Raw genomic sequence first — 24895 nt, 5'->3', positions numbered from 1 at the left:
CTTTCTTGCTAGATGGCTCGACTGGCCAGTGAAGCGCCTCGTGGGTCGCGCAGTCGGTAAAAGCATATCCAGGCTCCGGAGCATTGGTGTTGAGGAAATGTCACAGCGGTGAGCCAGCTGTGGCTCTTGCCGGCTCGAAAGGAATCGAAATCCCGAAATGCTCCCGCAGTGTCTGCCCCCGATATTCTCTGCGAAACAGTCCGCGCTTCTGCAGGATGGGCACCACATTGTCGACAAAGGCCGGAGTGCCATCCGTCAGCACGTCCGGAATGATATTGAAACCATCGACCGCACCGGCGCGGAACCATGCCTCAATCGAATCCGCGATCTGCTCGGGTGCGCCCACGATCAGGCGATGCCCAAACGCTTGAACGGCACTGATGATCTCGCGAACCGTCCGGCCTTGACGTGCGAGGACTTCAATCGTGCGATGGTGGCCGACAGAAAACGGAACCTTATCTGCATCGGGCAAAATCTCCTGCGGGATGGTCCTTTCGAGGCTAAGCTTCTCGACTGCCACGCCCATGCTTCGTGCAAGAGCGGCCACGGCGCGCTCTAGATCGAGCAACTCGTCCAGCTGCTCTTTGCGACGAGCCGCCTCTTCCTCGGTTCCGCCGATGCAGGTGACCAGGCCTGGCAGGATGAGCGGAGCCGCGGAGCGTCCGAATTGCCGAGAGAGCGCGCGCAGGCGCGCGGCCTCCTGCAGCGCCGTTGCCAAGTCCCCGGCTGCCGCAAACACGACATCTGCACTGCGGGCACCAAGCCGTAATCCGGGCTCCGAACCGCCTGCCTGAACGATGACGGGATGACCTTGCGACGAAGCGGGATGCGTAAGTGGACCTCGGATACCGAAGCTATTCGTAGCCGGGTCGAGTAGCCGGAATTGCCTTTGATCTGCGTAAACTCCCGCAGCCTGATCGGCGATGATCATCTCGTCGCCCCAGCTCAGCCAGAGAGCACGGACGGTTTCAACGAAGTCCTCGGCGCGTCTGTACCGATCCGCTCGTGCGATCTCATGACCGCCAAAGTTCGCAGCCGTCGCCGAGTTCGAGGTCGTGACGGCGTTCCAGGCGACGCGGCCGCCGCTGATGACATCGAGAGATTGAAAACGCCGGGCGAGATTGTATGGCTCATTGTAGGTTGTCGACGCGGTCGCGATCAGCCCAATCCGCTCCGTTTCGCGGGCAATCACAGAGAGAACCAACGTAGGCTCGAGCCCGTTCAGCGGCGGCTCGTGCGTAATGTCGGAACTTATCGCGGGCGTGTCGGCGAGGAATACGGCATCCAGCAGACCGTGCTCCGCAAGCTTCGCGGCCCGGACGTAGTGCTCGATATCGAAAAAGGCGCCTGGATCTGTGCCCGGCCAGCGCCACGCGGCAGAGTGCCCACCAGCGCCATGAAGATTCAAACCCAGGTGAAGCATGGAGTTGACCGAAGACATCACACCTCCGAATGCGACGGCCTCTGAGCCGCTCGCAGGGTTTTGTAAACAAGCCGATCTCCGCCTGCGATTTCGGCGGCCACCCAGCCCTTTCGCGCAGGGCCGCCCTGAATGCCCCCGAGCAACCTATTTGAGAGCGCTGATAATAGGGCGCCGATTGATGCCAGGCGGGTATCACCAAAGAGGCCTTGGCTAGGCCCTGCGATGTTCTCCGAGCCGGCGCGCCCCAGAAGACCTACGACCACGATAGTTGCCAAATGACGCCCAACTATGTGCAGCTCGTTTGCATTCCCGATTTGATTCCACACGAGTGCACTCACACCGGCTCTCCACTATTCATCAAAAGGCTCGCTTCGTTCTCAGGACGGTGCTGTCGACGCGCCCATTCGCGATCGTAACGCTTGGACCGACCGAGCGAGCTCAAGCTATTCGATCTCTAGAGGTCGAGAGCAGCCAAACGCAATAGTTGAGTATTTCAATCTTACATCCTCGGTTGGCATCCTCTTCTATTCGATGTCGATCTTCCCATCGCTAAACCAGACTGCTCTCTGGTCATGTTCACCGAAACGTCAATGCATGATTACCGCGACTTCAAGCGGCAACCGCCCGGCTCGCAGCTAATAAATCGATGCGTTCGACGACACATAAGACATTTGGCGCGACAGTTTTGATCAACCGCTTCTGCCGCGTTTGAAAGTTAAGGCCAGCCAATGAGGTGAAGCCGAGCCCATCATTCAATAATGCGATGAAATATTCCAAATTCTCGATTCCTCGGTGACACAATCCTGGCAGCTGAGATTGCTACTTGGTCACGCGCGCCCCGAAGGCCGCATTCCTTGGCGGGCTGGATCAGCTGCCTCAGGAATCAGCCTCAATCTGCACTCGGCCGACGCGGTGCTGAACCGGCGCAAACGCCGGTGGTGAGGTCGAAAGAAATTATGCAACACAGAGGCGTTGCAATTCAGCACGAAGCGTCGGCAGGCGAATGGCGCTACAGTTTGAGATGGGCGGCAAGACGTCCAGCGGCAAAGCCCGAACGAGATTGCAGCTTCGTGCAGTCCGTCGGGTCAACGATAGCATTAATCGCGAGCTGCATCGCCGTGCAGAAAGTCAGAGTTGATATTGCCGTGGATGCTTCTGTCGGCTGCGCGGCTCAATCTCTGCCGTCTTGGGATCAGGGATGCCAGTTAACCCGCATATCGAACTTGATGCGCACGCGCCGCACTGGGCGCAATTCGCGATTGGACATCGCCATCAGACAACGAGCGGTATTTCTCCCATTTTCGCCTCGGCTCCCGGCCGGGCGTCCACCCGTTCGCATCGCAGCATCCCCGCCGGCATGGTGGGACGAAGGGCACATGCAAATCGTTTACTTGGCGGACAAGCGGCCCTGACCGCGACGAAGCCGACGCCTTGCTGACGCTCAACAGGATAATGGAGGTGGACCTTCGGAGTCGCCGACGACAAAGACGGCGAGCAGGCGCTGGACGTCGTCGCGAACCTAATGGCGGCTGTAGAGACGTTCTGAAGCTGGCCGGCCGTGGCCAGTTTACCCAGTTCATCCTGATGGACGGCTCGAAGATGGATGCACGCCTCCGCGACCGAGTGGGTCTGCCACGAATTCCCGGCCGCGGGGATCCCCAATCCCGGTAGCTTCGTTGGCTTCGGCCTTCGATCAGGTATTTGCGAAGAAGGGCCGCGGCGGCTGCTTGATTGTCCTTGAACGACAGGGACTCACGAAATGCGTAGGGCCAAAACAATCTCACAAATCGCCGCGGTCACTGCCCGCCAAGGTATCGTTGCCTGGATCACCATAATGCTTTAATCCTTGGTGATGGCAGACGCATCGGAAAAATTTTGCCGAGCCAGTACACTGATGACCAGGTTCAGGCCCAGCGGGTCGGATATTATCTACTTCGTGTGAACGTAGAGAACGCGTTGCTTATCGGTGATCCTGTCGATTTCCTGGAGCCAGCGGTCGAAGTTATTCAACTCTACCTTGTGGGCCCACATACGCGTTGCGGCTTTCTCAGCACGCTTACAACGTAAGATTATCTGCCATAATACAGGAACAAATCTTCCACCCTCGAAGACTCGAACAATCCGTCCGCGAAGCGATTGCTCGCGACACGATTAGGTCTGTGCCTGATCAGCTGATTCTGATGGCGTCATTGGCGTGGGAGGGCGAGAAGACTGCGCTGCAGCGAGATCCCAGAGCATATAGGTCGCAGCCTCGCCGTAGCACGCTAACTTTGCGCGCAATTCCGCATTCGTCGTGACTGACCGAAAGCCGAACTGTTCCCATAGCGGCCGCGTGGCATAGACCGAGACCAACGCTAGAACTGCACCCGACGAGCGTGCGAGTTGTTCGAGCGTCCGGATATAGGCCGCCGCTACACCACCGCGGGCGAAGGGCAACACGGCCACGTCGTGCACGTAGAGGCAGTCCGCATCGTCGGGCAAGCTTGCTAGGAAGCAATCGAGCGGCGGAATCTGATACTGCTTCCAGGGGTGGGCAAGGCCGTAGCCGACTATCCCTTCATCCCCGACGAGCACGCGGCAGCCGTCGGGACAAAGCCGCATCTTCTCCGCAAACACGTCAGGCCGCTCAAAAAGATCGGGATGGATGCGCTCTGCGATCGCGATGATCGCAGCAATGTCGGTCGTGCTGGCCGGACGCCAACGAGGCTTGCTCACGTCTATCCTCATCCCCTCTCATTCGTCCAATCGATTCGGTCGCTACCATGGGCGCAGCGAAGAATATCGCTGCCATCGTCGCAGGACAACACGCCGCTCGGCTCCCGAATCGTGATCCGGTTCAGATACCGTTTCCCGCTCGCGTTACGGCGGGAGTCGTTGACTCGTCCGGAAAGACTACAAGTATGAAGCGCGGTACGGAGGTAAGTGGCGGCAATTGATCAAGTACGAAACGCTTGATGATACTTGAGGAAAAGGATCTCTCGGCTTTGCTCCTCCCGGCCAGAAGAAAGACAATGGATTTCTCTCCTTCGGCAAGTCGTGGCGGCAAGATCTTCCAGCGTCCACAAGCCCTGATCCATCAGCACTACGGACTGCGCCGCAGCGCCATCGTTGTCGCGCGCCATGGAAAACTGCCCCCTCAGCGTCACGAGGAATTGCCCCCTCCTCGGATAGCTGAGGAGAGAGTGAATGAAGCAGGAACGAATCACTGAAGGCTCGCCGTGGAGTGATCCACGGGGGCAAGTGATGAAGACGCCGGATGACGTGGCGGAGATGTTGCGCCTGAGAGCGTGCGGGGGGGTCTGAAGCGGATTGCGCGGCAGCTGGGCTGCAGCCATCACACGGTGAAGGACTACGTGGCGGGGGGCGGGGTGAAGCCGTTCAAGCCGCCTGAGCGGCCGAAGCGTCTCGACGGTCTTGAGGGTTGGCTGCGCGAGAGGCTCATTCGTTCATCGCGGCAATGCCGACGTGGTGCGCCAGGACCTCTTGGTCGAGAAAGGCGCGGCAGTTAGCCGGCGAACGCTGCAACGCGCCGTGCAACCCTATCGCCAGGTGCTGAAGGCGGAGGTGCTGGCGACGACGCGGTTTGAGACCCCGCCGGGCCGACAGCTGCAGATCGACTTCGGGGAGCGCCTGGCCGATATCGGAGGGGCGAAAGTCAAGGCATTCGTGTTCGTGGCAACGCTCGGCCACTCGCGACGGCTTCATGTGCGTGCGTTCCGGGCCGTGAGGCAGGAGCATTGGTTTGCCGGTCTCGAGAGCACATTCACGACCTTCGGCGGTGTGCGCGCGATGCCTCAGCAGGACCGATGCAGGTCGTCTACGGCGACCACGGGCGAGAACTCGTCACTACGAAGCATCGATCGCTGAAAAGATCGACACCGACATAACTGCCTTTCTCGATTGGTACAACACCGAAGGGAAAATCGATCCGCTCATCAAGGCCGCAATCGCGCGTCTGTGGTTCGTGACGATCCATCCCTGTGAAGACGGCAATAACGTATCGCGCGCGCCATTGCCGACATGTCGCTTGCGGCTCCGGAAGGAATTCCGCAGCGCTTCTACAGCATGTCCGTTCAGATATGACGTGAGGGAAAGACCGACTACAACGTGCTGGAGACCACCGACCTCGGACGTCACGCCGTGGCTTGAGGGTTCCTGGGCCACCCTGAACGCGCCTTCAGGGGGCAGAAACCATTCTCGCGGCCGTGCTTGAAAAGCGGACGTCTGGAAGTGGCAGTCGCGAGACGTAGACCGTATCGTGACCGGCTAGGCGGAGCGCATGAATTTGGCTAGCCTTACAACCAATGAGGGAGTGAGACGTTGCCGCAAGGACAGTAGGCCGGCACATTGAGCCGCCATCAACGGTGCTTCGACTGCGCCGCGTCGAAGCGTGGCGGAGAGTGCGGCTAGAGCGACTGCTCAGCAAGAGTGATCCGGACAGGACCAAGCGCATTCGCGCCGCGCGTCTGTATCTGGAAGCTGGCGCTCGCCGGATGGCCGCTGAGCGCGGGATCATTGATCGCTGATGTGGGAGTTCGACAGCATCCTGCGGGGCAAGCGATCAGCGGGACAACATAAAGACGCCGGGCGTCGTCGCGAAGTTGGCTTCGGGTGCAATCTATATGCATCACGGTACGCTGTCTCCGTGCGGAGCGCTTCGCGAAACTGGTTCGCAGGCAGATAGCTTGTCTTCCCCGATAGCTTCGTGGACATCTTGATCCAAGAGAATTCTGCCCCGTTATCACCGGCCCACTGTGCTGCTCTACTGATGGGCCAGCAACGTCGCGGCCGCGCCGCCGCCTGTCGCAGTGAGACCCGGGCCGCAACCCGATCGACAAGCCATCCCCGCATAAGCCAACCCACTGCAAGCGCCAGCAGATGCGTTCGCCACTGCGATCAAGGAATGCAGGGCAAAACGACTATCAGGCGAGTTGAAGGGCTTCGCCTAACCCAGTGTCCGAACACTCGCATCATCGCGGCTTTCAGAAAGGCGATCTACAATACCTTCATTTGATAGTGCTCCTGACGACAAATCGCATGCAGATTGCGAAGCCTTGACCAACAGCAGTTGTCAGAAGCCAGACGCCAGCGTAGCCAATTAACAGGCGTTCGCTAACATGGTCACGGCGCAGAAAGCCCGAGACGCGATAAGGTCGAATAAAAAACAAAGCCGCCCGCGCGGCGGCACTTCTGTGTGAAAGAAGGCGCAACTTGTTCCGCCCCCGCCGATGTTGCCACAAGCGCGACATTGCACGCGAAGGTGCAACGACCGTCCGCCCCCGCTGCCGCATTGGGCGTCTTTCTCTATCTTTCGCTGACGATTGCCGCGATCAGTTCAATGCCTGAATGGGGCTGCAAGAGGCGGGCATTTTTATTGCACACGTTGTCATGAGGCTCATCGTGCATGCTTCATGTCAATGTGAAAAACCGGCGCGCAGACCGGCCGCATCAAGATGGACGTGCGGCGAGTGGACCGATCTGGATAGCGAAAAAGCTATAAGTCCCGAGTCGTAGAATTCGAGTATATTGCCGATCGTTGCGCCCAACACGGCGCTGCCGGTCAGGTCTGAAGCTGACTGATCTCGATGAGCGTGTGACCGAACGGTACCTTAAGTACCGAGCGCGGAAGCTGTGCATCCAGGCGGGCGACCGGGCGGCGCTGAAGCGGTTGCTATCGGTGTTGCGCGAGGCGGGCATGATTGCACCTGCGCCACTGCCGCCGACCACCCCGGAGCACCAGATATTCGAGGGGTTTAGTGATTATCTGCGACAGGAACGCGGGCTGGCGCCGAGGTCCATCATCTGCCACCTGCCATCCATTCGCCGCTTCCTGCGTGAGGTATGCCCTGCTGGTGCCCGCGATCTCGGCAACATCAGCCGGGAGGGCGTCACCCGCTACATCGAGCGCCACGCCCGGGATGGGAGCGCGGAATCCGGGAAGCGGATGTGCTGGTCGCTGCGCGCATTTCTCCGATACTTCCATCATAAGGGGGTGACTCGGCTTGCACTGGCGGATTGCGTACCGTCGGTCAGGCAATGGAAGCTCGCAAGCCTGCCGACCTATCTGTCCGCCGCGCAGGTCCAGAAGGTCCTCGATGGTTGCGATCGGGCCACCACGATGGGACGGCGGGATTATGCCATCCTGATGCTGCTGGCGAAGCTCGGTTTACGGGCTGGCGAGGTCGCGACCCTCACCCTGGATGATATCGACTGGCGATCCGGCGAGATGCTGATTCGCGCCAAGGGTCGGCAGCGAGCGCGAATGCCGATGCCTCCAGACGTCGGTGCGGCCATCGTTGCCTACCTGCGGGATCGCCGTTCGACGTCGTCGTGTCGCCGGCTGTTTCTGCGCACGCCGGCGCCTCACGTCGGCTTTGCATCCGGTTGCGCGATTACGGTGATCGCCAAGACCGCCCTGGAGCGCGCCGGCGTCCGTGGCTACGCCCACCACGGCGCCCACATCTTCCGACACAGCCTTGCTACCGAGCTTCTCCGATCCGGCGCCACCTTGTCAGAGATCGGCCAGTTGCTGCGACACGAGAGCCATGACACCACGCGCATCTATGCGAAGGTGGATATCCAGAGACTCCGCACATTGAGCCTGCCGTGGCCGGGAGGCGCGCAATGACCACTCTGCGATCCGCACTCGAGCAATATGTGAGCATGCGCCAAGGGCTTGGATACAAGTATCAGCAGCAGGCCCGGCGGCTCGCCAATTTCGTCTCCTTCATGGAGGAGCGCAAGGCCGTGACCATCACCACGAAGCTCGCCGTCGCCTGGGCGACTCTGCCACCCGATCGTCACGCATCCTGGGTCTTGCGATTGATCGATGTACGCGGTTTCGCGCGCCATGTCGCGAACATCGATCCCGGGACGGAGGTGCCACGCGCCGGGATCTTGCCACCCCTGAAGCGTGCCAAGCCCTACGTCTACAGCGATGCGGAGATCGAGGCGTTATTGAAGGCGGCACGTGCCCTGCCTCCCGCAAACGGACTGCGGCGCTGGACTTATCATTACCTGTTCGGGCTGATCGCAGTGACGGGCATACGTCTGTCCGAGGCGATCGGGCTTGAGCGTGCCGATGTCGATCTCAAGGAAGGCTTGCTCACAGTTCGAGAGAGCAAGTTCGGCAAATCACGCCTCGTGCCCTTGCATCCGACGACCCGTGCAGCTCTCCGCAGCTACGCCAAACGGCGAGATGCTCACCTCGGGTCGTGCTGCGGTACGCACTTCTTCTTGGCCGAGCGCGGTGGCCGATTGCGGCACCAGTATGTTCACCGTGTTTTCTTGTGCTTGTCCCGCGAGATCGGCCTACGGCGCCCGGGCGACCATAGCGGGCCACGCATACACGATTTCCGGCATCGCTTCGCCGTCCGCACACTTCTCGGCTGGTATCGCGACGGGACCGATGTCGAGCAGCAGCTTCCGGCGCTTTCCACCTATCTCGGCCACACCTGCGTGCGCGACACCTATTGGTATCTTTCGGCCTGTCCGGAGCTGATGGAAGGGGCCGCCCGCCGTCTCGACCGGCGCTGGGAGGTCAAGCCATGAAGCCAAGCAGCAACCTCGCCGCGCTCATCGAGCGTTACTTCACCGTGCGGCTCATGCACGAGCGCAATGTCAGCGCCAACACGATCGCATCCTATCGAGACACGTTCCGGCTGCTGTTCACGTTCGCACAGGCGCAGCTCCGCAAGCCGCCGTCGGCCTTGGCCCTCGACGATCTAAACATGCCCTTTATCAGCGCGTTTCTCGCTGATCTCGAGACGAAGCGGGACGCCAGCGTCAGGACGCGCAACCTGCGTCTGACAGCGATTCGCTCCTTTTTCCGGTTCGTGTCTTTCGAGGAGCCGGCTCACAGCGCCCTGATCCAGCGCATCTTGGCGATTCCAAGCAAGCGTCACGACAAGCGCCAGGTGCATTTCCTGGCACGGTCCGAGATCAAGGCGATTCTTGCCGCTCCTAATCGCACGACTTGGCTCGGACGTCGCGATTATACCTTGCTGCTGCTTGCGGCCCAGACCGGCTTGCGCCCGTCCGAGCTGATCAGCCTCGACAGGGGTGCCGTCCACCTCGGCACCGGCGCGCATGTGCGATGCGTCGGAAAGGGTCGAAAGGAGCGATGCACGCCACTAACCGCGCACGCGCGCGGCGCCCTCCAGGCATGGCTCAAGGAACCGGCGCGCCACGGCGCAAACGCGCTGTTCCCCAACATGCACGGTGGTCGGCTCAGCGCCGACAGCGTCCAATCGCTCCTGGCCAAGCATGTGCGTGTCGCCAGCGAGAGCTGTCCGTCACTGGCGTCCAAGCGGGTATCGCCGCACGTGCTCAGGCACAGCGCTGCGATGGAGCTGCTGGAAGCGGGCGTCGATTGCTCGGTAATTGCGCTGTGGCTCGGTCATGAGTCGATCGAAACGACGCAGACCTACCTGCATGCCCATCTCGCACTCAAAGAAGCGGCCCTCGCTAAGCTCAAGCCGTACGCACACCGCAAGCGAACCCGCTTCCAGCCGAGCGACCGCCTGCTCGCCTTCCTTGAGGCGCTGTAAGATGCCAGACTATGCCGAATGGAAGCAGGACGACGATCGCTCGACCAGCGGCAAATCCGCGCGAACGACGGGCTCTTCCCAAAACCATTCGGCATAGTTCGGCGGTCGGCATAAACGGCAAAACTCCATGAACTCGATCCTCAGATCTATCTGACGGACGTGCTGGAGCGGATTGTCTCCGGGCGAACCAAGAGCCACCAGCTCCACGAGCTGCTCGTCTGGAACTGGAAGGCGGCCCGTGAGCGCATCGCACAGGCTGCAGCATGAGCCCACGTCGCCCTAAAGCTTCATCGTCGATGGCGGCCGCCGCCATGCCGCTTGCGGAGCTCGAGCAATGGCTCCAGGCTCGCGTCGATCAGCATCCTGCCGCCACCGGTCTCCCCATGCTCGACGGCTACGTCGCCGCGATCGTGGCCGGACCGGTGTCGATGAGCCCGCTCGATTGGATATGCCCACTGCTTGCCATCGATGCCGATGCCTTCAACCACGGCGGCACCCCGGAGTTCGCTGCGATCTCCGCCGTCGCGCTGCGTCATAACGAGATCAGCCAGATCCTTTCCACCACGCCTAACCAGTTCGCCCCGATGCACCGGCGTCAACCCAACGGCGTCGTCGATCCGCGACCATGGTGCCAGGGATTCTACGCCGCGATGCGGCTCAGGCTGTCGGCGTGGGCGCCATTGCTGGACGCCAGCAACGTCAATCACCGCCTGCTGCTGCCTATTCTGCTTCACTGTCGCGACGATCAGGCCGGTCCGCTGCTCGGACCGCCACGGACCGGCCGCGAGACCCGAGACTCTCTGCGCAACGCCCACCTCGATATTCCCGCAGCCGTCGAGGCCATGCGCCAATACTGGATGCCGATCCGCTACGCACGCTAATCACCGCCGACGTGGGAGCTCATACCGGTTACGAATGGCAGGCTGCGCGCCTTTCGAATCTAGCCCTGTAAAACGACGAAACAGCTTCGACTTGTTGAAGATGTAACCGAAGAGCGGAAAGAGCTCAGTTGGTACGCCACGTACGCAACTTTTTCTTTTGCTACAGGCTGAATTGAATTACTTGAAGCCAGCACGCGTAGACCTCTTCGCATCACCTGCATTCGGTGAATCAGGATCATCTTTTAGCCAAATTGCAAATTTGTTTTGCGAGATCCGCCAGGAGATTGGCGGTGCCTAAGCGGTATACTCTCCTACCGCTGCCCTAACGGGCGTTTCCTCCCTTGACTTGGCCGCCGGTCCTATGGATCGGCGGCTCACTTCGGTATCGGGTCAACGCTTTCAGCATTGACGGAATCATAGATCAATCTGGAGCTCGACGACGACGGCGCTGGGGGGCCATGGTGTATCGGGATTGAAACTATTTATGCAGCATAGAGGTGTGCAATTCAGCATTCGAGAAGTATTGCCGGGCGAGTGGCGCTACAGTTTCCAACTCGATGGCAAGACGATCAGTGGCCGAACCCGAACGAGGTTGGAGCTTCTTGCGGTTCGTCGGGTCAAGGATCGCATCAATCGTGAATTGAATCGCGGCACGGAACATGTGAGTTGATATAGAGCTGCGCTCCTGTTCCAAATGCTATTGGGGCGAAGCCGTGGGCGCGGATTCCGCCATTCCGCCACCTGCTAATCTATCAGTGCACATCCACCGATGATAACGAATTTTCATTTTAGACACGGACCGCTAGCTAACTAAGGGGGCATTGCGTGCCAACATACCTGGCATCTTACGATATAAAAGAAACTAGCCCAGATCCACATTCCACGTTTCTCAAGCAAGCCGCGGCCCACAATTGGAAACTTTGGATACTCGCCACCAACAACATCTGGTATCGCCTACCGAACACCACTCTTGAAGGCACCTTCGCGAATATCGAGGCGGCGAAAGCAGCATTGGAAGCAACTCGCGCCGCCACCGAAAGGGAGATGGGACGGACCGTAACGATGAACAAATGGATCATTGTCGACTACGGAGCATCGAGCTTTAATTCGGATCAAAGACAGAATGTGTGACTCAGCTATTGGAGCAACCGTTCCGCCTCAGGGCCATAGGGACTATCGCATAGCGCTAGCTAAGATCGGCTTGCAACCTCGAGAGACAGCTCATAAAGTAACGTGTATTGAATGGAGCCATTACCATGTCCGACGAAAAAGACGGTTCGCAGCCCGTCAACCAAAATTATACTCCCGAAGTCATCAAAAACTACAGACCCGCGACGCTGCCAAACCAGCAGCATCCGGGTCATGGGGTAGACGGAAATTATATTCCGACGACCGATACGATTCCTAGTTCACCACCGCCGAAGCCAAAGAAGTAATTCGATTTAAATCCGGCGACGGAGATCTACTCTCGCGATTTGATCGGCGGGAATATACGTAGTCGTCCGTGAAGATCGGCTAAGCGATTGAGGCAGAATCGCATTTGCTGGTGTGGACTGTTTTTGGATTGCAAGGTTTTGATGTTTCGAGCCTCGGAACCTTGCAATTTCATTTTCAGGATTCAGTCGAATCGCCAGTCATGATTCCGTGGTCGCGTCGGAGGTGACGATGCGACCGAAGAAGCAAAGGACGACGGGATCTGGCGATCTGTTCCGGGCCAGGCTGGACCAGATCATCAACATGAAGCACGAGCTGGTTCAGCTCGCCGGCAAGGTCGATTGGGACTGGATCGACGGCGAGATCGCGCCGCTCTACAGCGAGAACGGTCGGCCGGGGATCGCGACCCGCTTCGTGATCGGGCTGCTGCTGCTCAAGCAGATTTACGGCCTGTCCGATGAGGGGGTGTGCGAGCGCTGGGTCCACGACCCGTATTTCCAGTACTTCACCGGCGAAGAGTTCTTTCAGCACGCGTTTCCGCACGAGCGCTCGGACCTGAGCCACTGGCGCAAGCGGCTCGGCGACAAGCTGGAGCTGTTGCTGGCCGAGAGCCTGCGGGTGGCGCACGAGGCCGGCGCGTTACGCAGCCAGGACCTCAAGCGGGTCACGGTCGATACCACCGTGCAGCCGAAGGCCATCGCCTTCCCGACCGATGCCAAGCTGCTGCACGCGGCGATCAGGGGGCTCAACCGCCTGGCGAGGAAGCACGGGGTCAGGCTGCGGCAGTCCTATCTTCGCATTGCCAAGACCGCGGCCATGATGGCGGGACGCTACGCCCATGCCAAGCAATTCAAGCGGCATCAGCGGCAGTTGCGTATCCTGCGCAGCCGGCTGGGCCGGATCATCCGCGATATCCGCCGCAAGATCGAAGGTCAGGCCGTGCTCGAGAACGCGTTCGCCCTCCCGCTCGGCCGGGCCTCGCAGATCCGCTCGCAGCAGCAGCGCCAGCGCGGCTGGAAGCTCTATTCCTTCCACGCCCCGGAGGTGGAGTGCATCGGCAAGGGCAAAGCAGCCGCGCCTTACGAGTTCGGTGTCAAAGCCTCCATCGTCACCAACAACCGCCGTGCTCCCGGTGGCCTGTTCGTGCTGCACGCCAGGGCGCTGCCCGATAACCCCTACGACGGTCATACCTTGCGCGACGTCATCGACCGCACCGAGACACTCACCGGCTGCGCGATCGAGCGGGCCTATGCCGACAAGGGATATCGCGGCCACGACGCACAGAACCCGCGCCGTGTCTTCATCTCCGGCCAGAAGCGCGGGGTCTTCGGTATCATCAGGCGCGAGCTGCGCCGCCGCTCCGCCATCGAACCCATCATCGGACACCTGAAGACCGATGGTCACCTCGGCCGCTGCTACCTCAAAGGCCGCGCCGGAGACGCCGCCAACGTCATCCTCTCAGCCGTCGGCCACAACTTCCGCCGCATCCTCGCCTGGCTGAGGGGTCTTTGGCGCCTCTTCCTGGCCACCCTCATCGCAGCCATCAGCGACCGTTCACCGCTGCAATCGGCTTCTTAACGGACGACTACGTAATCTCGTGCCCCCAACTTGCGTCAATGGGATCTGCTACTGGAACGAACCCTACGCCGCGTTTGCTTTGTTTGTCGGTAAGTTTGTCGGTGACATACATTAAGATATCGCCTTTTGCGCCCAATACGCAGGGACCATTCGGGCTCGCCTGAAATCTCGAAAGGTTGTCGCACATCAGCCAAGTCCCATCCTTCAACTGAACGACTAGTTGAGTCGCCACACATCGTTCTCCATGAAGTGCCATCCAAGCGCTTGGTAGATCGTCCGAATGACTGATGCGCGTTGCTCGCAGCATGCGTTCAAAGCGAGGCCGCCCGAGCACTCTCCACGAGGCGCCAGCAGCCAGCGCAAAAAGGAACGTGATGCCTGATGAGACTACCAGGGAAAGATTGAGAACCCACCGGCCAGAATAGAATGCAAAAGCGGAGACGAAAGCAAAAACTAAGATCGAAAAGGTGACGTCGGCCGGCTTGTGGTGATCTCTAATTCCAACGTTCGCAATATAGTATGCGACGTAACCACAAGCGACCAAGAGCAACGTCGACCACGACTGATTCAGCGCTAGTTCGACGGCTTCTTTCGTCATTCGCAAAACGTAGCGCGATTAAGGCCGAGACGCAATCAGAGAGCTGACGTCAGAATGAAAGCGCCATCTTATGCGCCCTGCGCTCAGCTATTTTGCGTTTCAATCGACTCTATCTAGGCGCAGGATTCAGCCGACGCCAAGCGGTCCAGTCGTTCGGAACAGGATGCAGCGGTCCGCCGATTTCGTCCCCTGGCCAGCGATCGATGATGCGCTGAGTGACGCCGTCGCGCGAAACGGTGGTGAGTTCGGCAAAACCACCGACGCCACCAAGGCCGGCCAGGATAGCGTTTGGCGAATTGACTCGTTCATGGCAGTCCACTTGATAACCTAGACCCATCTCTACAGCTTCTCTCCGCGTGCCACTGCCGCGATCATCGATCGTATGTGCTTTGCTCCCTCTCACCGAATGGCCGGCGCCCGATCGAAAATGAGTTCGTGGTGATCCACGAAGACCGGAGGGCCGCCGGATCAGGTTGGCGACTGAGCGCAGTCCGGCGTTCTGGACCTATGCCGTCAGTGGCGCTACCCGTCCCACCATATAGCGGCGGGGTGCAACTGATCTGGAGGCCGCTAGGAACTGCTTCCGTCGGGCATCGAAGCGGTTCTATGGTGATCTGAGCCTCAAGAGCATCGAGCTCTGGCATCATGCCGACCACGCAGCCTAGGGCGCGTGGATCCACCCAGGAAGACCGATGATCGTCTATTTTTCATGCCAGGGCTGCGGCACCAGTTATTCTGCGGTTCAGGAGCCGGCATCCGCTCCTTTGAAGAGCTCGGGCCTTTTTGTCTGCATGCGTTGCGGGAAGCCCGTCCATCATTGGTCAGGAGCCTATAGTTACACTGACTGGAAACGCATGGAATTCGGAGATAGCAAAGATGGCTCGGACCTCCTCTGAGTGAGACGCCGGCTGTGCGCAATTGTTAGTGGATCTGCTGGATCGAAACACCCAATCAACGATTGGTTGGTCTATCACAGGCAGGCACCTCAACGGGAACAGCAAAGCCAGCCTTTACCCGATCCATAACGACCAGCGTCTTGAAGCATTTGATGTCCGGATTCTTGTAGAAGAAGCTTCTGGTGAATTGCTCGTAGTCCTCCATGGTACGCGCGGTCACGTATAGAATAAAGTCAGCATCACCGGTAACGTAGAAGCCATTGACGACTTCAGCTGACGATTTGATGGCCTTCTTAAACCTATCAATGATATCACAACGCTCCCGCTCCATAGTCACAAGTACAAGCATCTGGATGGGTCTTCCAACGGCCTTCGGCGAAACGATCGAGATATCTGCCTCGATGATGCCTTCCGAGCGCAGCCTCTTCAACCGGCGTTGGCACGCGGTTGCAGAAAGCCCCGCTATTTCGCCGATCACCTCGGAGGTCAGACGATTGTTCTTTTGCACCATTTCGAGGATGCGAGCGTCTATCCGATCGTATGGCATTGCATAATAGCTCCAACCCTGAGGCGAATTCACCACTAGATCCAGGCGCGGGCGAAGAGAATTGTCCAACGGCATGAAGGCATGGAAGATTCGATAGGTGTCGGCTCCGGTCTTCTTTACTCGCTTAACTCTCCGGGCATCGAGGCGCCAATCACGGGAAAGCGGCACCGGCCGCTTAAGCATGCTCGATGCCGTGGGCGCGCCGACCGCCTTCGTATCATTGACGGTCTTGGACGTCGACAAACCTCAAGGCGGTTGTCCGCGTTCACGGCTGCGTCGTATCCTCCCGATGCGCTTTCCGAAAGAACTGAAGTGCGTTGCCGCGCATGATCCGGTCAATCAGGTCACGGGTGTCCTCAAGCTCGATCCAGCCTTCGGCGACCAATTGCGAGACAGCTCGTGCGATTCCACGGCGCGCTACGCACGCATGGCCATAAATGGGCTCGACAGCAACATAGTCACCGCCGAAGGTGAAGATCTTGTTGGACGGAACCGCCATCAAGAACTCCTTCAAAAAGCGAACGCCCGCCACCGGATTAATGATCCATGCCCAGCACATGTCGATCGCAGCGTTAGGATAATGTTTGGCCAGCGCGATAAACTCGTGCTCGTATGGGTAGCCGATGTGCATGAGTACGAATCGGGTTTCGGGAAAATCCTGCAGCAGACGGCAAACGTCTGCGGCATTGCTGCGAGTGCGGGCGAGTTGCATCACGCCGTAGCCAGCCAACACGCCTGTGTGCAGTTTGACCGGCAAGCCGTACTCGCCAGCTTTGCCGACGCAATAGCGAAATAGATAGTCTTGCAGCGCCTTGAGGTCCCCAGGACCAAGGGCGTGCAATGCGCCTACTCTGTCGGCATGGTGGGGGAATAGTCTTGCGGCATGCGCCTTGGTGACCGGCTCGAAATCGAGGGCGCGCGAGTAGGCAATTTGCGATTTCACAGCCACGGCTTTGCGGCCGTATGTTGCGAAATAGAAGTCGACAACCTCGAGCCATTCATCGAGCGTCGTCGGGCGTCTACCCGTTTCGGCTTCCACCCACGCAAAGTCAGCAGCACTACACCGGCACAATTGAAGGATGCTTATGTCGTGGTCGAGCAAATCCGGCTGCTCGGTCTCCATAAAGATGCGCTGTAGCGAATTGACGTGGCAGCCTTTGATGTTTGCCAGGTCCAGAATGCGTGCGTAAAAACCCGGCTGAACGGTTTCACGGTATTTCTCGGCGATGCGGGGCAGGCTTTCGGCGGTCAGGTCCTCTTCACCGTAAACGCCACGAAACGTATGGCGCAGCGCCTGGGCGTAGCCGGTATGGCGGATGCGTTCCCAATAGGGGGCGATCAGCCGATATTTTTCCTGGCTCGTAAGGTCCGGCCCGAGAAACGCTCGTAGGTCGGAAGCTGGCAGGCCTGCAACCACCAGATCCTCGGCAGCATAGGATCTGAATAGATAGGCCCAGTCGTTGCATGGTAATGTTCGTGGATGGATCGCTCCGGAAAGGCGCTGACTTTCCTCGATCAGATGTTCATGGGTGTCCACAAATGGCGTCTCCTCGACCCATTGCGCGATTTGTCGATCTGCGTCTGTCATCGACTCCCAGCCAACCGCTCCGCTTCTCATTTCGCGCTCCTTTTTGGTGACGACAGTTGCTTGCGTCTGCATTCACGATCGCACCGAGCATTGGACCATTCTGTCGGTCCGGTGTTGACGTCGTACCGCCGTGACGGCTTCGCGTCGTCGCGGGCAAGCTCAGTAATTGACGACATCACTAGGGTGGGCAACGCGCTCTTTAAGCGCATCGGTCATTGGGAAATTCAGATTGATGTTTTTCGGCGGGATCGCAGCTACGAACCATTTGTCGTAGATTTTGATGAACTCGCCGGAGGCCATGAGTTTGGAGAGAACGTCGTCAACTATCCTTTTGAAGTCGGGATCGTCCTTCGAGAACATCAGACCATAGTAATAAACGGTACCGTAGTTAGCTTTTAGAAAGATGAGGTCAGCTGGTTTCGAATAATCCGCCTTCATGCCGGCCAAGAGAATGTCAGCTTCCACCCACGCCGCCACACGGCCGGTCGTAAGCAGCAGTAATGATTCCGCATGATCTTTGGCTTGCGCGATAGTAAGATTGAGGTCGTCTCCCTGCGAAATGCCTTTGGCAATGCCGAGAGCATCGGAACCCTGAGTTACGACAACGGTCTTTCCCTTCAGGTCTTTCGGTGTCTTGAGCCCGCTTGACGCCTTTGCGAGCCAAGCCGTTTGACTGGCGAAGGTTGCAACGCTGAATGACACCTGTTCCAGACGCTGCTTACTGCTGGCAGTGCCACCGCACTCGATGTCGATCGTGCCATTCTGGATAAGTGGGATCCGGTTTGACGAGTTGACGGGCGTGAGCTTCGTCTGAATGTCCGGAGTGCCAAGATCAACTTTCAGACGGTCGACGACGTGCGCGCAAAGGTCGAGCGAAAAACCAACAGGCTTCTGATCGGCGCCGAGATAGGAAAAAGGTATCGAAGCCTCGCGGTAACCAATGCTGATCACCCTTTTCGATTTGATGTTGTCAAGCGTTGGCCCCGCCTGGGCCGTGGAGATCGCTATTCCGGTGATCACAGTCGCTGAAAGCAGTGCAAACATTTTAGCCATGGAATTCCTCTGATTCATATGAGCCGCGCTTTTGCGTCTTTGGCCTTGGGCAACGCGTGCGTTGCCACGCGACCCACGCGCGATCAGGCCTCGCTAGGATTGCCCCTTCCAACAGCCGGCAGACGCCTAGTGCCCGAACCTGGAAGCAAAACATCCGCTCATTTCCGCACCGCACATAAACCGGGCAGCACTCAGCCGTGGCTAAATGATAGGCCTCACGATCCGTTTGGCACCATATAAATTTCAGTTTGCGAGTTTTTTAATTCCGAAATATGATAATTTAATTACGGGCGACGTCACAAATTCGACAGGTCCGCCCTAACCACCACTCGTGAGATGCTTCCGCCCGTCGGCGATCATGCTCAATCGGGAAACACGAAATCCATGCAATGTGCATTTTCTAAACTTTGGGAATCCGTGCTTTTCATCGTTCACAGTCGGCCCCTTCGCGCGGGCGGCACTCACTTCGAGCGTCTTTCCCGCAGCACAAAGGGTGCACGTTTAGAGCACCGCGGCGCCGACCAAGGCTGGGATGGTCGAGACCGAGCCAAATGGGACGCAAGTCCTGGTCGAACCGGGGGTGAAGCTGGCGATGCCTTCGTTGGTGTCGTCGGCGCTTCGGGACCCGACTGATCACACGACGTCTCACCTCGAGGTGTGCTGGCGATACAGCCGCTTTCGCAAGTCAATTCCTTACGCAAGCTCCAAGTCTACACGGCTCAAGAAAAGAGCGGCCACCGCCGGCGCGGTGGCCAAGTCAGGGAGAAGTGGAAGCTGACACGCTGATCACCGAGCTTGACGGGCAGCCCACGACACGTGTCAGGCGGCAGGCTGTATCGAAAATCCCCTCGTACGTCTCCGAGGTCCTTGAATTGCCCGCCACCAATTTTCATCTTGGCTACGTTTCGGCGGAAAACGCCGCCGGTACGCGCGGCGTTAAGCATTCCTTCCGGCTCCCGATCAGAATGATCTGGCGAGGACATCCGAGTTCGATCGATTCCATGGATCGAACCGACTGCGGCTCGGCTCTTTTGACCGACTTCGGAAGACGACGATCTGCATTCGTTAACTCGTACTTCCTTTTGATCCATGCTCGGGATCTATGATGCCAATCGCGCTCGCGTCGGCCTGGTAAGTCGACGCGGATCGGTCGTTTGGGCAATCAAATCCGGGGAAAGACCCGGCTCCTCGTCAAGTACTTCGCGGATTGTCTTGCCCGAGATCAGCACCTTCTTCGCCAGCTCGGCCGCACGCTCATAACCGATCGCTGGGCTGAGGGCTGTCGCAACCGCAGCGCTGGCCTCGAGGTGTCTAAGACATACTTGCTCGTTTGGCGTGATCCCGGTGACGCACTTCGTGCGTAGCACCTCGATCGCATTGATCAGCAGCTCGAGAGAATGGAGAACATTGTACGCAATCACAGGCTCCATGACGTTCAATTGGAGCTGCCCGGCTTCCGCAGCAAGTGTGATAGTTAGATCGTAGCCGATGATTTGGAATGCGACCTGATTGACGACTTCCGGCACCACCGGATTGACCTTGCCAGGCATGATGGACGAGCCGGGCTGAAGCGGCGGCAGATTAATTTCGTTTAGCCCTCCGCGTGGTCCACTAGAAAGTAGCCTTAGGTCGTTGCAGATCTTCGACAGCTTAGTCGCCGTTCGTTTGAGCATACCGGAAAACAAAACGAAGGCTCCGGTATCCCAACAAGCTTCGATCAGGTTGCCGGCCGCAACGAGCGGGAGACCCGATATCTCGCAAAGTTCCGAAATGGCAAGTGCCTGATAGTCGGGATTGCTATTGATGCCGGTACCGATCGCTGTGCCTCCAAGATTGATCTCCTGGAAGAATGAGGCGATCTCTCCGAGTCGAGAGACATCCTCGCGAAGGGTCGTCGCGAAGGCTTGGAATTCCTGCCCCAAAGTCATTGGGACGGCATCCTGCAATTGCGTTCGGCCGAGCTTTATCACTTCGCTGAAGCAAGTTGCCTTCTCCTCAAAGGCAATCGCGAGGCGCTCAAGTGCAGCCTGGAGCTGCCCGTGGGACAGCAATATCGCAAGCCGGATTGCGGTCGGATAGATGTCATTCGTGGACTGCGACAGGTTGACGTCATTGTTGGGGTGGACGACGTCGTATCGTCCCCGCGGAAGTCCCATGATTTCCAGGGCACGGTTTGCTATCACCTCGTTCATGTTCATGTTGGTCGACGTTCCCGCTCCTCCCTGGAAGACGTCGAGCGGAAATTCTCTCCACAGCACTCCCCGTGCTATTTCGCCGCAAACCTCGCAGATTACATCGGCCTTATTCTGCTCAAGATCTCCGAGGCTCGCATTTGCCCTGGCTGCGGCCATCTTCACGAATGCCAAGGCCTTTAGGAATATGGGAAAGTGGTTGATCGGAATGCCAGAGATCGGGAAATTTTCGATCGCGCGCGCGGTCTGCGGCCCATAGTAAGCTTTGAGGGGGATCGTCACCGGCCCAAGGGAATCGCTTTCAATGCGCTCTGTTGGCGATGCGCTAGTCATATCAAACTCTCATTTCTGTCATGGCTTTTCGGGGAAGACCGTGCGGGCCGCGACCTCAGTGGATGATCTGATTGAGGAAGGCCTTCGCGCGTTCCGTGTTCGGCGCGCGAAAGAAGGTGCTCGGATCGCCCTCTTCCACAATTGAACCGCGATCCATGAAGACCACACGATCCGCAACTTCGCGCGCAAAACCCATTTCGTGCGTGACGCAGACCATTGTCATCCCGTCCTGCGCGAGCTCAACCATGGTTTCGAGCACCTCTTTGACCATTTCCGGATCGAGGGCAGAAGTCGGCTCGTCGAAGAGCATGATCTTGGGCTGCATGCACAAGGCACGGGCTATAGCGACACGTTGCTGCTGGCCGCCCGACAATTGCGCGGGATATTTCTTGGCCTGATCGTGGATCCGGACTTTTCCCAGCAGCATCATCGCCCGGTCATTCGCCTCAGCCTGAGTAAGGCCCCTGACCTTCATCGGAGCGAGCATGCAATTTTCGATCACCGAGAGATGCGGAAACAGGTTGAAGCTCTGAAAGACCATGCCGACTTCACAGCGAACGTTGTTGATATCGCGAATTCGGTCCGTCAGCTCTATCCCATCGACCACTATACGGCCGGCGTCGGGCTTTTCGATATGATTGATGCAACGGATGAGAGTTGACTTCCCCGAACCCGATGGCCCGCAGAGTACGATCTTTTCTCCTTTGGCGACGTTGAGGTTGATGTCGCTCAGGGCATTGAAGCTGCCGAACCGCTTGACGAGGTGCTCGACGACAACCATCGACGCCTGGTCGCCCAGGCTAACTGTGCGCTCTTGTTGCATACTGATCTCCAGGTTGTAGTCCCTAGGAACAACGGGTCATCAGATAATCGATTGACTATCGGTGGGCGCCCGCAATTGCGGAGTTCTTGCGGAGCCAGGCGACAAATTGGGACGCGGCGGAGCTTATGATGAGATAAACAACGGCCACTGCGAGGTACATCTCGACGAGGCGGCCATTGAGCTGTGCCAGCTTCGAAGCCGCACCAAGAAGATCAGTGAGCGATAGTACGTAAACGAGGGACGTATCCTGAAACAGAATAATAGTCTGGCTCAGTATGATCGGGCTGGCGACCCGAAACACCTGCGGAAGGACGACATGACGATACGTATCGAATGTCGACAGGGCGAGAGCCTGGCAAGCCTCGAATTGTCCTTTGTTCACAGCACGCAACCCGACGCGGATGATTTCCGAATAGTAGGCGGCTTCGAACAAGCCAAACGTGATGAACGCCGTATAGGTGGCACCGACTGGAATCGGACGGCCACCGCCTGAGAGGTACCCCAGAACGATGGGTACCAGGAAGAAGAACCAAAACAGGACAAGAATGAGCGGAATCGATCGCATCAGGGCGACATAGCTACGCACGAGCTGGCTCAGAATGCGGAGCTCAAAGTGCTGCACGAGGGCGAAGAGCGTTCCAAGAAACATCCCGACCAGGAAGGCGGCCGCCGTCAAGGAAAGCGAGAACAACAATCCTGACCATAGATAGGGCCACGCCTGCACGACAATCGAAAAATCGAGGCTGTTCATTTCACGACCTCCATATTGCCAGGCAGGGGGCTCTCCAGCTTCATGTCGTCAAAATCTGATCCGACGGCTTCCCTGCCCGGTGCGGTACCGGGAATGCGCACGGCTTTGTCGATGAGCATCATCGTCTGGTAGGCGATCAGAGCCAAAGCAAGATAGATGAGAGTGGCGGCGCCGAATGCCGTGAAGGTTTGGAACGTAGCATCGCTGATTTGGCGCGCCTGAGCGGTCAGCTCCATCAAGCCGATGGTTAGAGCAACGGACGTATTTTTGTAGACGCCCATCACCTCACTTGTCAGACTTGGCACAATGAGCCGAAGTGCCTGCGGCAAGATGATATGACGATACATCAGATATCCGCTTAGGCCGAGTGCGGCAGCCGCTTCGTGTTGCCCGTTTGGCAAGGCTTCGATGCCAGCGCGAACCTGTTCTGCGATGCGCGCGGCGGTGTAGAGGCCGAGGCACCACAGGGCCGGAAAGAAAGATCCCCAAGGCGGCGGTATCTGCTTTATCCAGTCTCCCATGGTAGTTGGAAGAAGCTCGGGCAGGACGAAGTACCAGAGAAACATCTGTACGAGAACGGGGATGTTTCGAAAGACCTCCACGTACAATCGTGCTAAAGCCCGGAAGAAGGGGTTATGTACAGTTCGCCCTATGCCGACGGCGATTCCGATTGCGAACGCAATCCACCAGCCGAAGAAGGCAAGCGCCAACGTCCAACCAAGACCGGAAAGAAGCCAGTCGATGTAACGCTGGCCATCCATGGTCCTTTCAAGAAGAACTCCGAACATCGCGAGCCTCACGATTGCAGGTGCGCATAACGACCATGCTCCGCATGGCTGGTCGTCGTGCGCGTTGCGCCGGTGCCAGTCGACCGCGTCACTTGATTACGCGGCCTTCTCCTTCAGCACGCCAGTAAGCGGAAAGGCGTAATACTCACCCTTGGACGGGATAAGACCGCCGTCCGCTTCGCGTGCGTTTTCTCCAACTATGCCAAATCCTAAGCGGCCCTGAATGACTTTTTTAGCTGGCGTCCGCGGATGAGATGCACCAGACGATCCACATCGGCGGCGGTGTTGAACATGCCGAACGATACGCGAATGCCGTCGCGCTCGGGGGAAACACGCACGCCGTTCTCTTCGAAGTAGCTGAGCCATTCTGCCGCGGGAAGACCAACGACGTAGATATGAGGCGAGCGATGTTCCCGCTGACGCGGACCCACGAGACTAACGTCGAGTTCGTCCAGTTGAGCGATGAGATGATCACCCAGATCGAAGCAATGGTTCTGAATGTTCTCAACGCCGATCTGCTCGATCAAGTCAAGCGAAGCCCCGAGCGCGTGAACTGCGGGAAGATTGAAGTTTCCCAGCTCGAAGCGTCGCGCGCTGGGAGATGGCGTCAGGCAGTCGGGACGAGCGATAAGGTCGTGAGGAATCTCCGCCAAACTGGCAGCGGCAAGATAGGCAGGCTCCAGTTCCTTCAACGCCTTATTCCAATAAAGCAACCCGAGACCTTGGGGGACGAGCAATCCCTTGTGACTCCCGGAGCCGACGAAGGTTGCCTGGGTGGCCTTCGCATCGATTGGAACGATTCCGATTGCTTGCATGACGTCGACGACGAAGTAGAGCTTCTTGTCCGCGCAAAGCGCGCCGATGCTCTTGATATCGAAGCGATGCCCGGCGTGGAAGGTGACGTGCGACAGCGAGATCGCACGGGTCTTTTCGTCGATGCGCGGAAGGAACGTGTCGGCGTTTACGACGTCCGTCATCGGAAGGAAGTCGATCTCGACCCCTTTCTTCTTCAAGTTGAGAAAGGCATAGGTGTTGTTTGGATGATCCCCATGGATCATCAAAACGCTATCGCCGGCTCGCAGAGGCAACGCGTTCGCCGCGATGTTCATGCTTTCCGAGGTATTCTTCGTAAAGGCAATTTCGTCGGCCGACACCCCAAGGAAACGGGCTACTTTGGCACGCGTTTGCTCAACCCGATCGAGCCACACACCTTTCGGTCCGGCGGTCTCCAAGCCTTCACGAAGAAAGGTTTCGATGGCGGCCATTACGGGACGCGCGAGCGGCGCCTGAAAACCGGAGTCGAGGTAGACCATCCTTTCGGCTGCAGGAAACTCCTTGCGCACAGCTTCCACGTCGTAATGACGAGACATTCCCAATCTCCCTTTCAAAATAGCCGCCCGCACCGCCGATTCCCGGGCTTGGTCGTCATCCAAACCGGGCTCGTGCAATGCACAAAAACCG

General features: G+C 58.3%; 23 protein-coding genes and 1 pseudogene. 10 read left to right on the top strand and 14 right to left on the bottom strand.

Annotated elements, in window-relative coordinates; genetic code table 11:
* Positions 1–100: 100 nt before the first annotated feature.
* The 4 genes from ACVWYP_RS13875 to ACVWYP_RS13860 form a co-directional block, all read right to left on the bottom strand.
* A complete protein-coding gene (locus tag ACVWYP_RS13875; RefSeq protein ID WP_016846346.1) occupies positions 101–1441 on the bottom strand; it encodes an NtaA/DmoA family FMN-dependent monooxygenase in 1341 nt (446 codons plus the stop codon).
* 591 nt (positions 1442–2032) lie between these two features.
* Entirely contained in the window at positions 2033–2200 is a 168-nt protein-coding gene (locus ACVWYP_RS13870) for a hypothetical protein (RefSeq protein ID WP_155258783.1), read from the bottom strand.
* Between the two features lie 1374 nt (positions 2201–3574).
* Complete coding sequence (locus ACVWYP_RS13865; RefSeq protein WP_244436099.1) at positions 3575–4138, bottom strand: GNAT family N-acetyltransferase; 564 nt, start codon at positions 4136–4138, stop codon at positions 3575–3577.
* Between the two features lie 221 nt (positions 4139–4359).
* Positions 4360–4545 (bottom strand): hypothetical protein, encoded by a 186-nt coding sequence (locus tag ACVWYP_RS13860; RefSeq protein ID WP_038380113.1) that lies wholly within the window; start codon positions 4543–4545, stop codon positions 4360–4362.
* A gap of 343 nt (positions 4546–4888) precedes the next feature.
* Here ACVWYP_RS13860 and ACVWYP_RS13855 point away from each other — a divergent pair, with 343 nt between their 5' ends.
* The 10 genes and pseudogenes from ACVWYP_RS13855 (at position 4889) to ACVWYP_RS13810 (ending at position 13865) form a co-directional block, all read left to right on the top strand.
* Positions 4889–5290, top strand: coding sequence for a hypothetical protein (locus ACVWYP_RS13855; RefSeq protein ID WP_304500464.1), 402 nt, complete (start codon positions 4889–4891; stop codon positions 5288–5290).
* On the top strand, positions 5202–5636 hold the full coding sequence (locus tag ACVWYP_RS13850; RefSeq protein ID WP_253594817.1) for a Fic family protein: 435 nt from the start codon (positions 5202–5204) through the stop codon (positions 5634–5636). Before ACVWYP_RS13855 ends, ACVWYP_RS13850 begins: the two co-directional genes overlap by 89 nt.
* 1380 nt (positions 5637–7016) lie before the next feature.
* Complete coding sequence (locus ACVWYP_RS13845; protein WP_253592551.1) at positions 7017–8051, top strand: site-specific integrase; 1035 nt, start codon at positions 7017–7019, stop codon at positions 8049–8051.
* On the top strand, positions 8048–8974 hold the full coding sequence (locus tag ACVWYP_RS13840) for a tyrosine-type recombinase/integrase (RefSeq protein WP_209943998.1): 927 nt from the start codon (positions 8048–8050) through the stop codon (positions 8972–8974). The genes ACVWYP_RS13845 and ACVWYP_RS13840 overlap by 4 nt, the downstream gene beginning before the upstream one ends.
* Positions 8971–9972, top strand: coding sequence for a tyrosine-type recombinase/integrase (locus ACVWYP_RS13835; RefSeq protein WP_018269999.1), 1002 nt, complete (start codon positions 8971–8973; stop codon positions 9970–9972). Before ACVWYP_RS13840 ends, ACVWYP_RS13835 begins: the two co-directional genes overlap by 4 nt.
* 114 nt (positions 9973–10086) lie before the next feature.
* Positions 10087–10239 (top strand): annotated as a pseudogene (locus tag ACVWYP_RS13830) (transposase domain-containing protein); the annotation flags it as partial.
* 29 nt (positions 10240–10268) lie between these two features.
* A complete protein-coding gene (locus ACVWYP_RS13825; RefSeq protein WP_028344409.1) occupies positions 10269–10853 on the top strand; it encodes a UPF0149 family protein in 585 nt (194 codons plus the stop codon).
* A gap of 825 nt (positions 10854–11678) precedes the next feature.
* Positions 11679–11984, top strand: a complete 306-nt coding sequence (locus ACVWYP_RS13820) for a hypothetical protein (protein ID WP_129964851.1) — start codon at positions 11679–11681, stop codon at positions 11982–11984.
* Positions 11985–12109: 125 nt separating this feature from the next.
* Entirely contained in the window at positions 12110–12289 is a 180-nt protein-coding gene (locus tag ACVWYP_RS13815) for a hypothetical protein (protein WP_141382075.1), read from the top strand.
* A gap of 229 nt (positions 12290–12518) precedes the next feature.
* Positions 12519–13865 carry an IS5 family transposase gene (locus ACVWYP_RS13810; protein ID WP_026191834.1) on the top strand — a complete coding sequence of 449 codons (1347 nt, stop codon included), beginning with the start codon at positions 12519–12521 and terminating at the stop codon, positions 13863–13865.
* A gap of 7 nt (positions 13866–13872) precedes the next feature.
* Here the strand turns inward: ACVWYP_RS13810 and ACVWYP_RS13805 are convergent, their stop codons facing one another.
* The 10 genes from ACVWYP_RS13805 to ACVWYP_RS13760 form a co-directional block, all read right to left on the bottom strand.
* The gene (locus tag ACVWYP_RS13805) at positions 13873–14463 is read right to left on the bottom strand and encodes a hypothetical protein (protein ID WP_051448095.1); all 591 of its coding nucleotides are present in this window, start codon (positions 14461–14463) and stop codon (positions 13873–13875) included.
* A 109-nt stretch (positions 14464–14572) separates the two neighbouring features.
* A complete protein-coding gene (locus tag ACVWYP_RS13800) occupies positions 14573–14800 on the bottom strand; it encodes a hypothetical protein (RefSeq protein WP_155258721.1) in 228 nt (75 codons plus the stop codon).
* A gap of 614 nt (positions 14801–15414) precedes the next feature.
* A complete protein-coding gene (locus tag ACVWYP_RS13795) occupies positions 15415–15906 on the bottom strand; it encodes an Lrp/AsnC family transcriptional regulator (protein ID WP_026192338.1) in 492 nt (163 codons plus the stop codon).
* Between the two features lie 265 nt (positions 15907–16171).
* On the bottom strand, positions 16172–17566 hold the full coding sequence (locus tag ACVWYP_RS13790; RefSeq protein WP_028343736.1) for an amidohydrolase family protein: 1395 nt from the start codon (positions 17564–17566) through the stop codon (positions 16172–16174).
* Between the two features lie 87 nt (positions 17567–17653).
* The gene (locus tag ACVWYP_RS13785) at positions 17654–18547 is read right to left on the bottom strand and encodes an amino acid ABC transporter substrate-binding protein (RefSeq protein WP_028343737.1); all 894 of its coding nucleotides are present in this window, start codon (positions 18545–18547) and stop codon (positions 17654–17656) included.
* Positions 18548–19647: 1100 nt separating this feature from the next.
* Positions 19648–21072: an aspartate ammonia-lyase gene (locus ACVWYP_RS13780; RefSeq protein WP_026192337.1), complete on the bottom strand. Its 1425-nt coding sequence runs from the start codon at positions 21070–21072 to the stop codon at positions 19648–19650.
* A gap of 55 nt (positions 21073–21127) precedes the next feature.
* Positions 21128–21895, bottom strand: a complete 768-nt coding sequence (locus tag ACVWYP_RS13775) for an amino acid ABC transporter ATP-binding protein (RefSeq protein WP_018269989.1) — start codon at positions 21893–21895, stop codon at positions 21128–21130.
* Positions 21896–21950: 55 nt separating this feature from the next.
* Entirely contained in the window at positions 21951–22646 is a 696-nt protein-coding gene (locus ACVWYP_RS13770) for an amino acid ABC transporter permease (RefSeq protein ID WP_018269988.1), read from the bottom strand.
* Complete coding sequence (locus tag ACVWYP_RS13765; protein WP_018269987.1) at positions 22643–23434, bottom strand: amino acid ABC transporter permease; 792 nt, start codon at positions 23432–23434, stop codon at positions 22643–22645. The genes ACVWYP_RS13770 and ACVWYP_RS13765 overlap by 4 nt, the downstream gene beginning before the upstream one ends.
* A 209-nt stretch (positions 23435–23643) precedes the next feature.
* Positions 23644–24804 carry an aminotransferase class V-fold PLP-dependent enzyme gene (locus ACVWYP_RS13760; protein WP_080583579.1) on the bottom strand — a complete coding sequence of 387 codons (1161 nt, stop codon included), beginning with the start codon at positions 24802–24804 and terminating at the stop codon, positions 23644–23646.
* Positions 24805–24895: the final 91 nt, after the last annotated feature.

The sequence above is a fragment of the Bradyrhizobium sp. USDA 3262 genome (assembly GCF_054060035.1).
Note: the sequence above shows the minus strand (reverse complement) of the source record. Positions and strands in the feature narration are given on the sequence as shown.

Excerpts from the sequence above, each read along its gene's own strand:
- ACVWYP_RS13875 (WP_016846346.1), bottom strand. The coding sequence starts at position 1,441 with ATGTCTTCGGTCAACTCCATGCTTCACCTGGGTTTGAATCTTCATGGC.
- ACVWYP_RS13860 (WP_038380113.1), bottom strand. The coding sequence starts at position 4,545 with ATGGCGCGCGACAACGATGGCGCTGCGGCGCAGTCCGTAGTGCTGATG.
- ACVWYP_RS13840 (WP_209943998.1), top strand. The coding sequence starts at position 8,048 with ATGACCACTCTGCGATCCGCACTCGAGCAATATGTGAGCATGCGCCAA.
- ACVWYP_RS13835 (WP_018269999.1), top strand. The coding sequence starts at position 8,971 with ATGAAGCCAAGCAGCAACCTCGCCGCGCTCATCGAGCGTTACTTCACC.
- ACVWYP_RS13825 (WP_028344409.1), top strand. The coding sequence starts at position 10,269 with ATGGCGGCCGCCGCCATGCCGCTTGCGGAGCTCGAGCAATGGCTCCAG.
- ACVWYP_RS13815 (WP_141382075.1), top strand. The coding sequence starts at position 12,110 with ATGTCCGACGAAAAAGACGGTTCGCAGCCCGTCAACCAAAATTATACT.
- ACVWYP_RS13810 (WP_026191834.1), top strand. The coding sequence starts at position 12,519 with ATGCGACCGAAGAAGCAAAGGACGACGGGATCTGGCGATCTGTTCCGG.
- ACVWYP_RS13805 (WP_051448095.1), bottom strand. The coding sequence starts at position 14,463 with ATGACGAAAGAAGCCGTCGAACTAGCGCTGAATCAGTCGTGGTCGACG.
- ACVWYP_RS13800 (WP_155258721.1), bottom strand. The coding sequence starts at position 14,800 with ATGGGTCTAGGTTATCAAGTGGACTGCCATGAACGAGTCAATTCGCCA.
- ACVWYP_RS13795 (WP_026192338.1), bottom strand. The coding sequence starts at position 15,906 with ATGCCATACGATCGGATAGACGCTCGCATCCTCGAAATGGTGCAAAAG.
- ACVWYP_RS13790 (WP_028343736.1), bottom strand. The coding sequence starts at position 17,566 with ATGCAGACGCAAGCAACTGTCGTCACCAAAAAGGAGCGCGAAATGAGA.
- ACVWYP_RS13785 (WP_028343737.1), bottom strand. The coding sequence starts at position 18,547 with ATGGCTAAAATGTTTGCACTGCTTTCAGCGACTGTGATCACCGGAATA.
- ACVWYP_RS13780 (WP_026192337.1), bottom strand. The coding sequence starts at position 21,072 with ATGACTAGCGCATCGCCAACAGAGCGCATTGAAAGCGATTCCCTTGGG.
- ACVWYP_RS13775 (WP_018269989.1), bottom strand. The coding sequence starts at position 21,895 with ATGCAACAAGAGCGCACAGTTAGCCTGGGCGACCAGGCGTCGATGGTT.
- ACVWYP_RS13770 (WP_018269988.1), bottom strand. The coding sequence starts at position 22,646 with ATGAACAGCCTCGATTTTTCGATTGTCGTGCAGGCGTGGCCCTATCTA.
- ACVWYP_RS13765 (WP_018269987.1), bottom strand. The coding sequence starts at position 23,434 with ATGTTCGGAGTTCTTCTTGAAAGGACCATGGATGGCCAGCGTTACATC.
- ACVWYP_RS13760 (WP_080583579.1), bottom strand. The coding sequence starts at position 24,804 with ATGTCTCGTCATTACGACGTGGAAGCTGTGCGCAAGGAGTTTCCTGCA.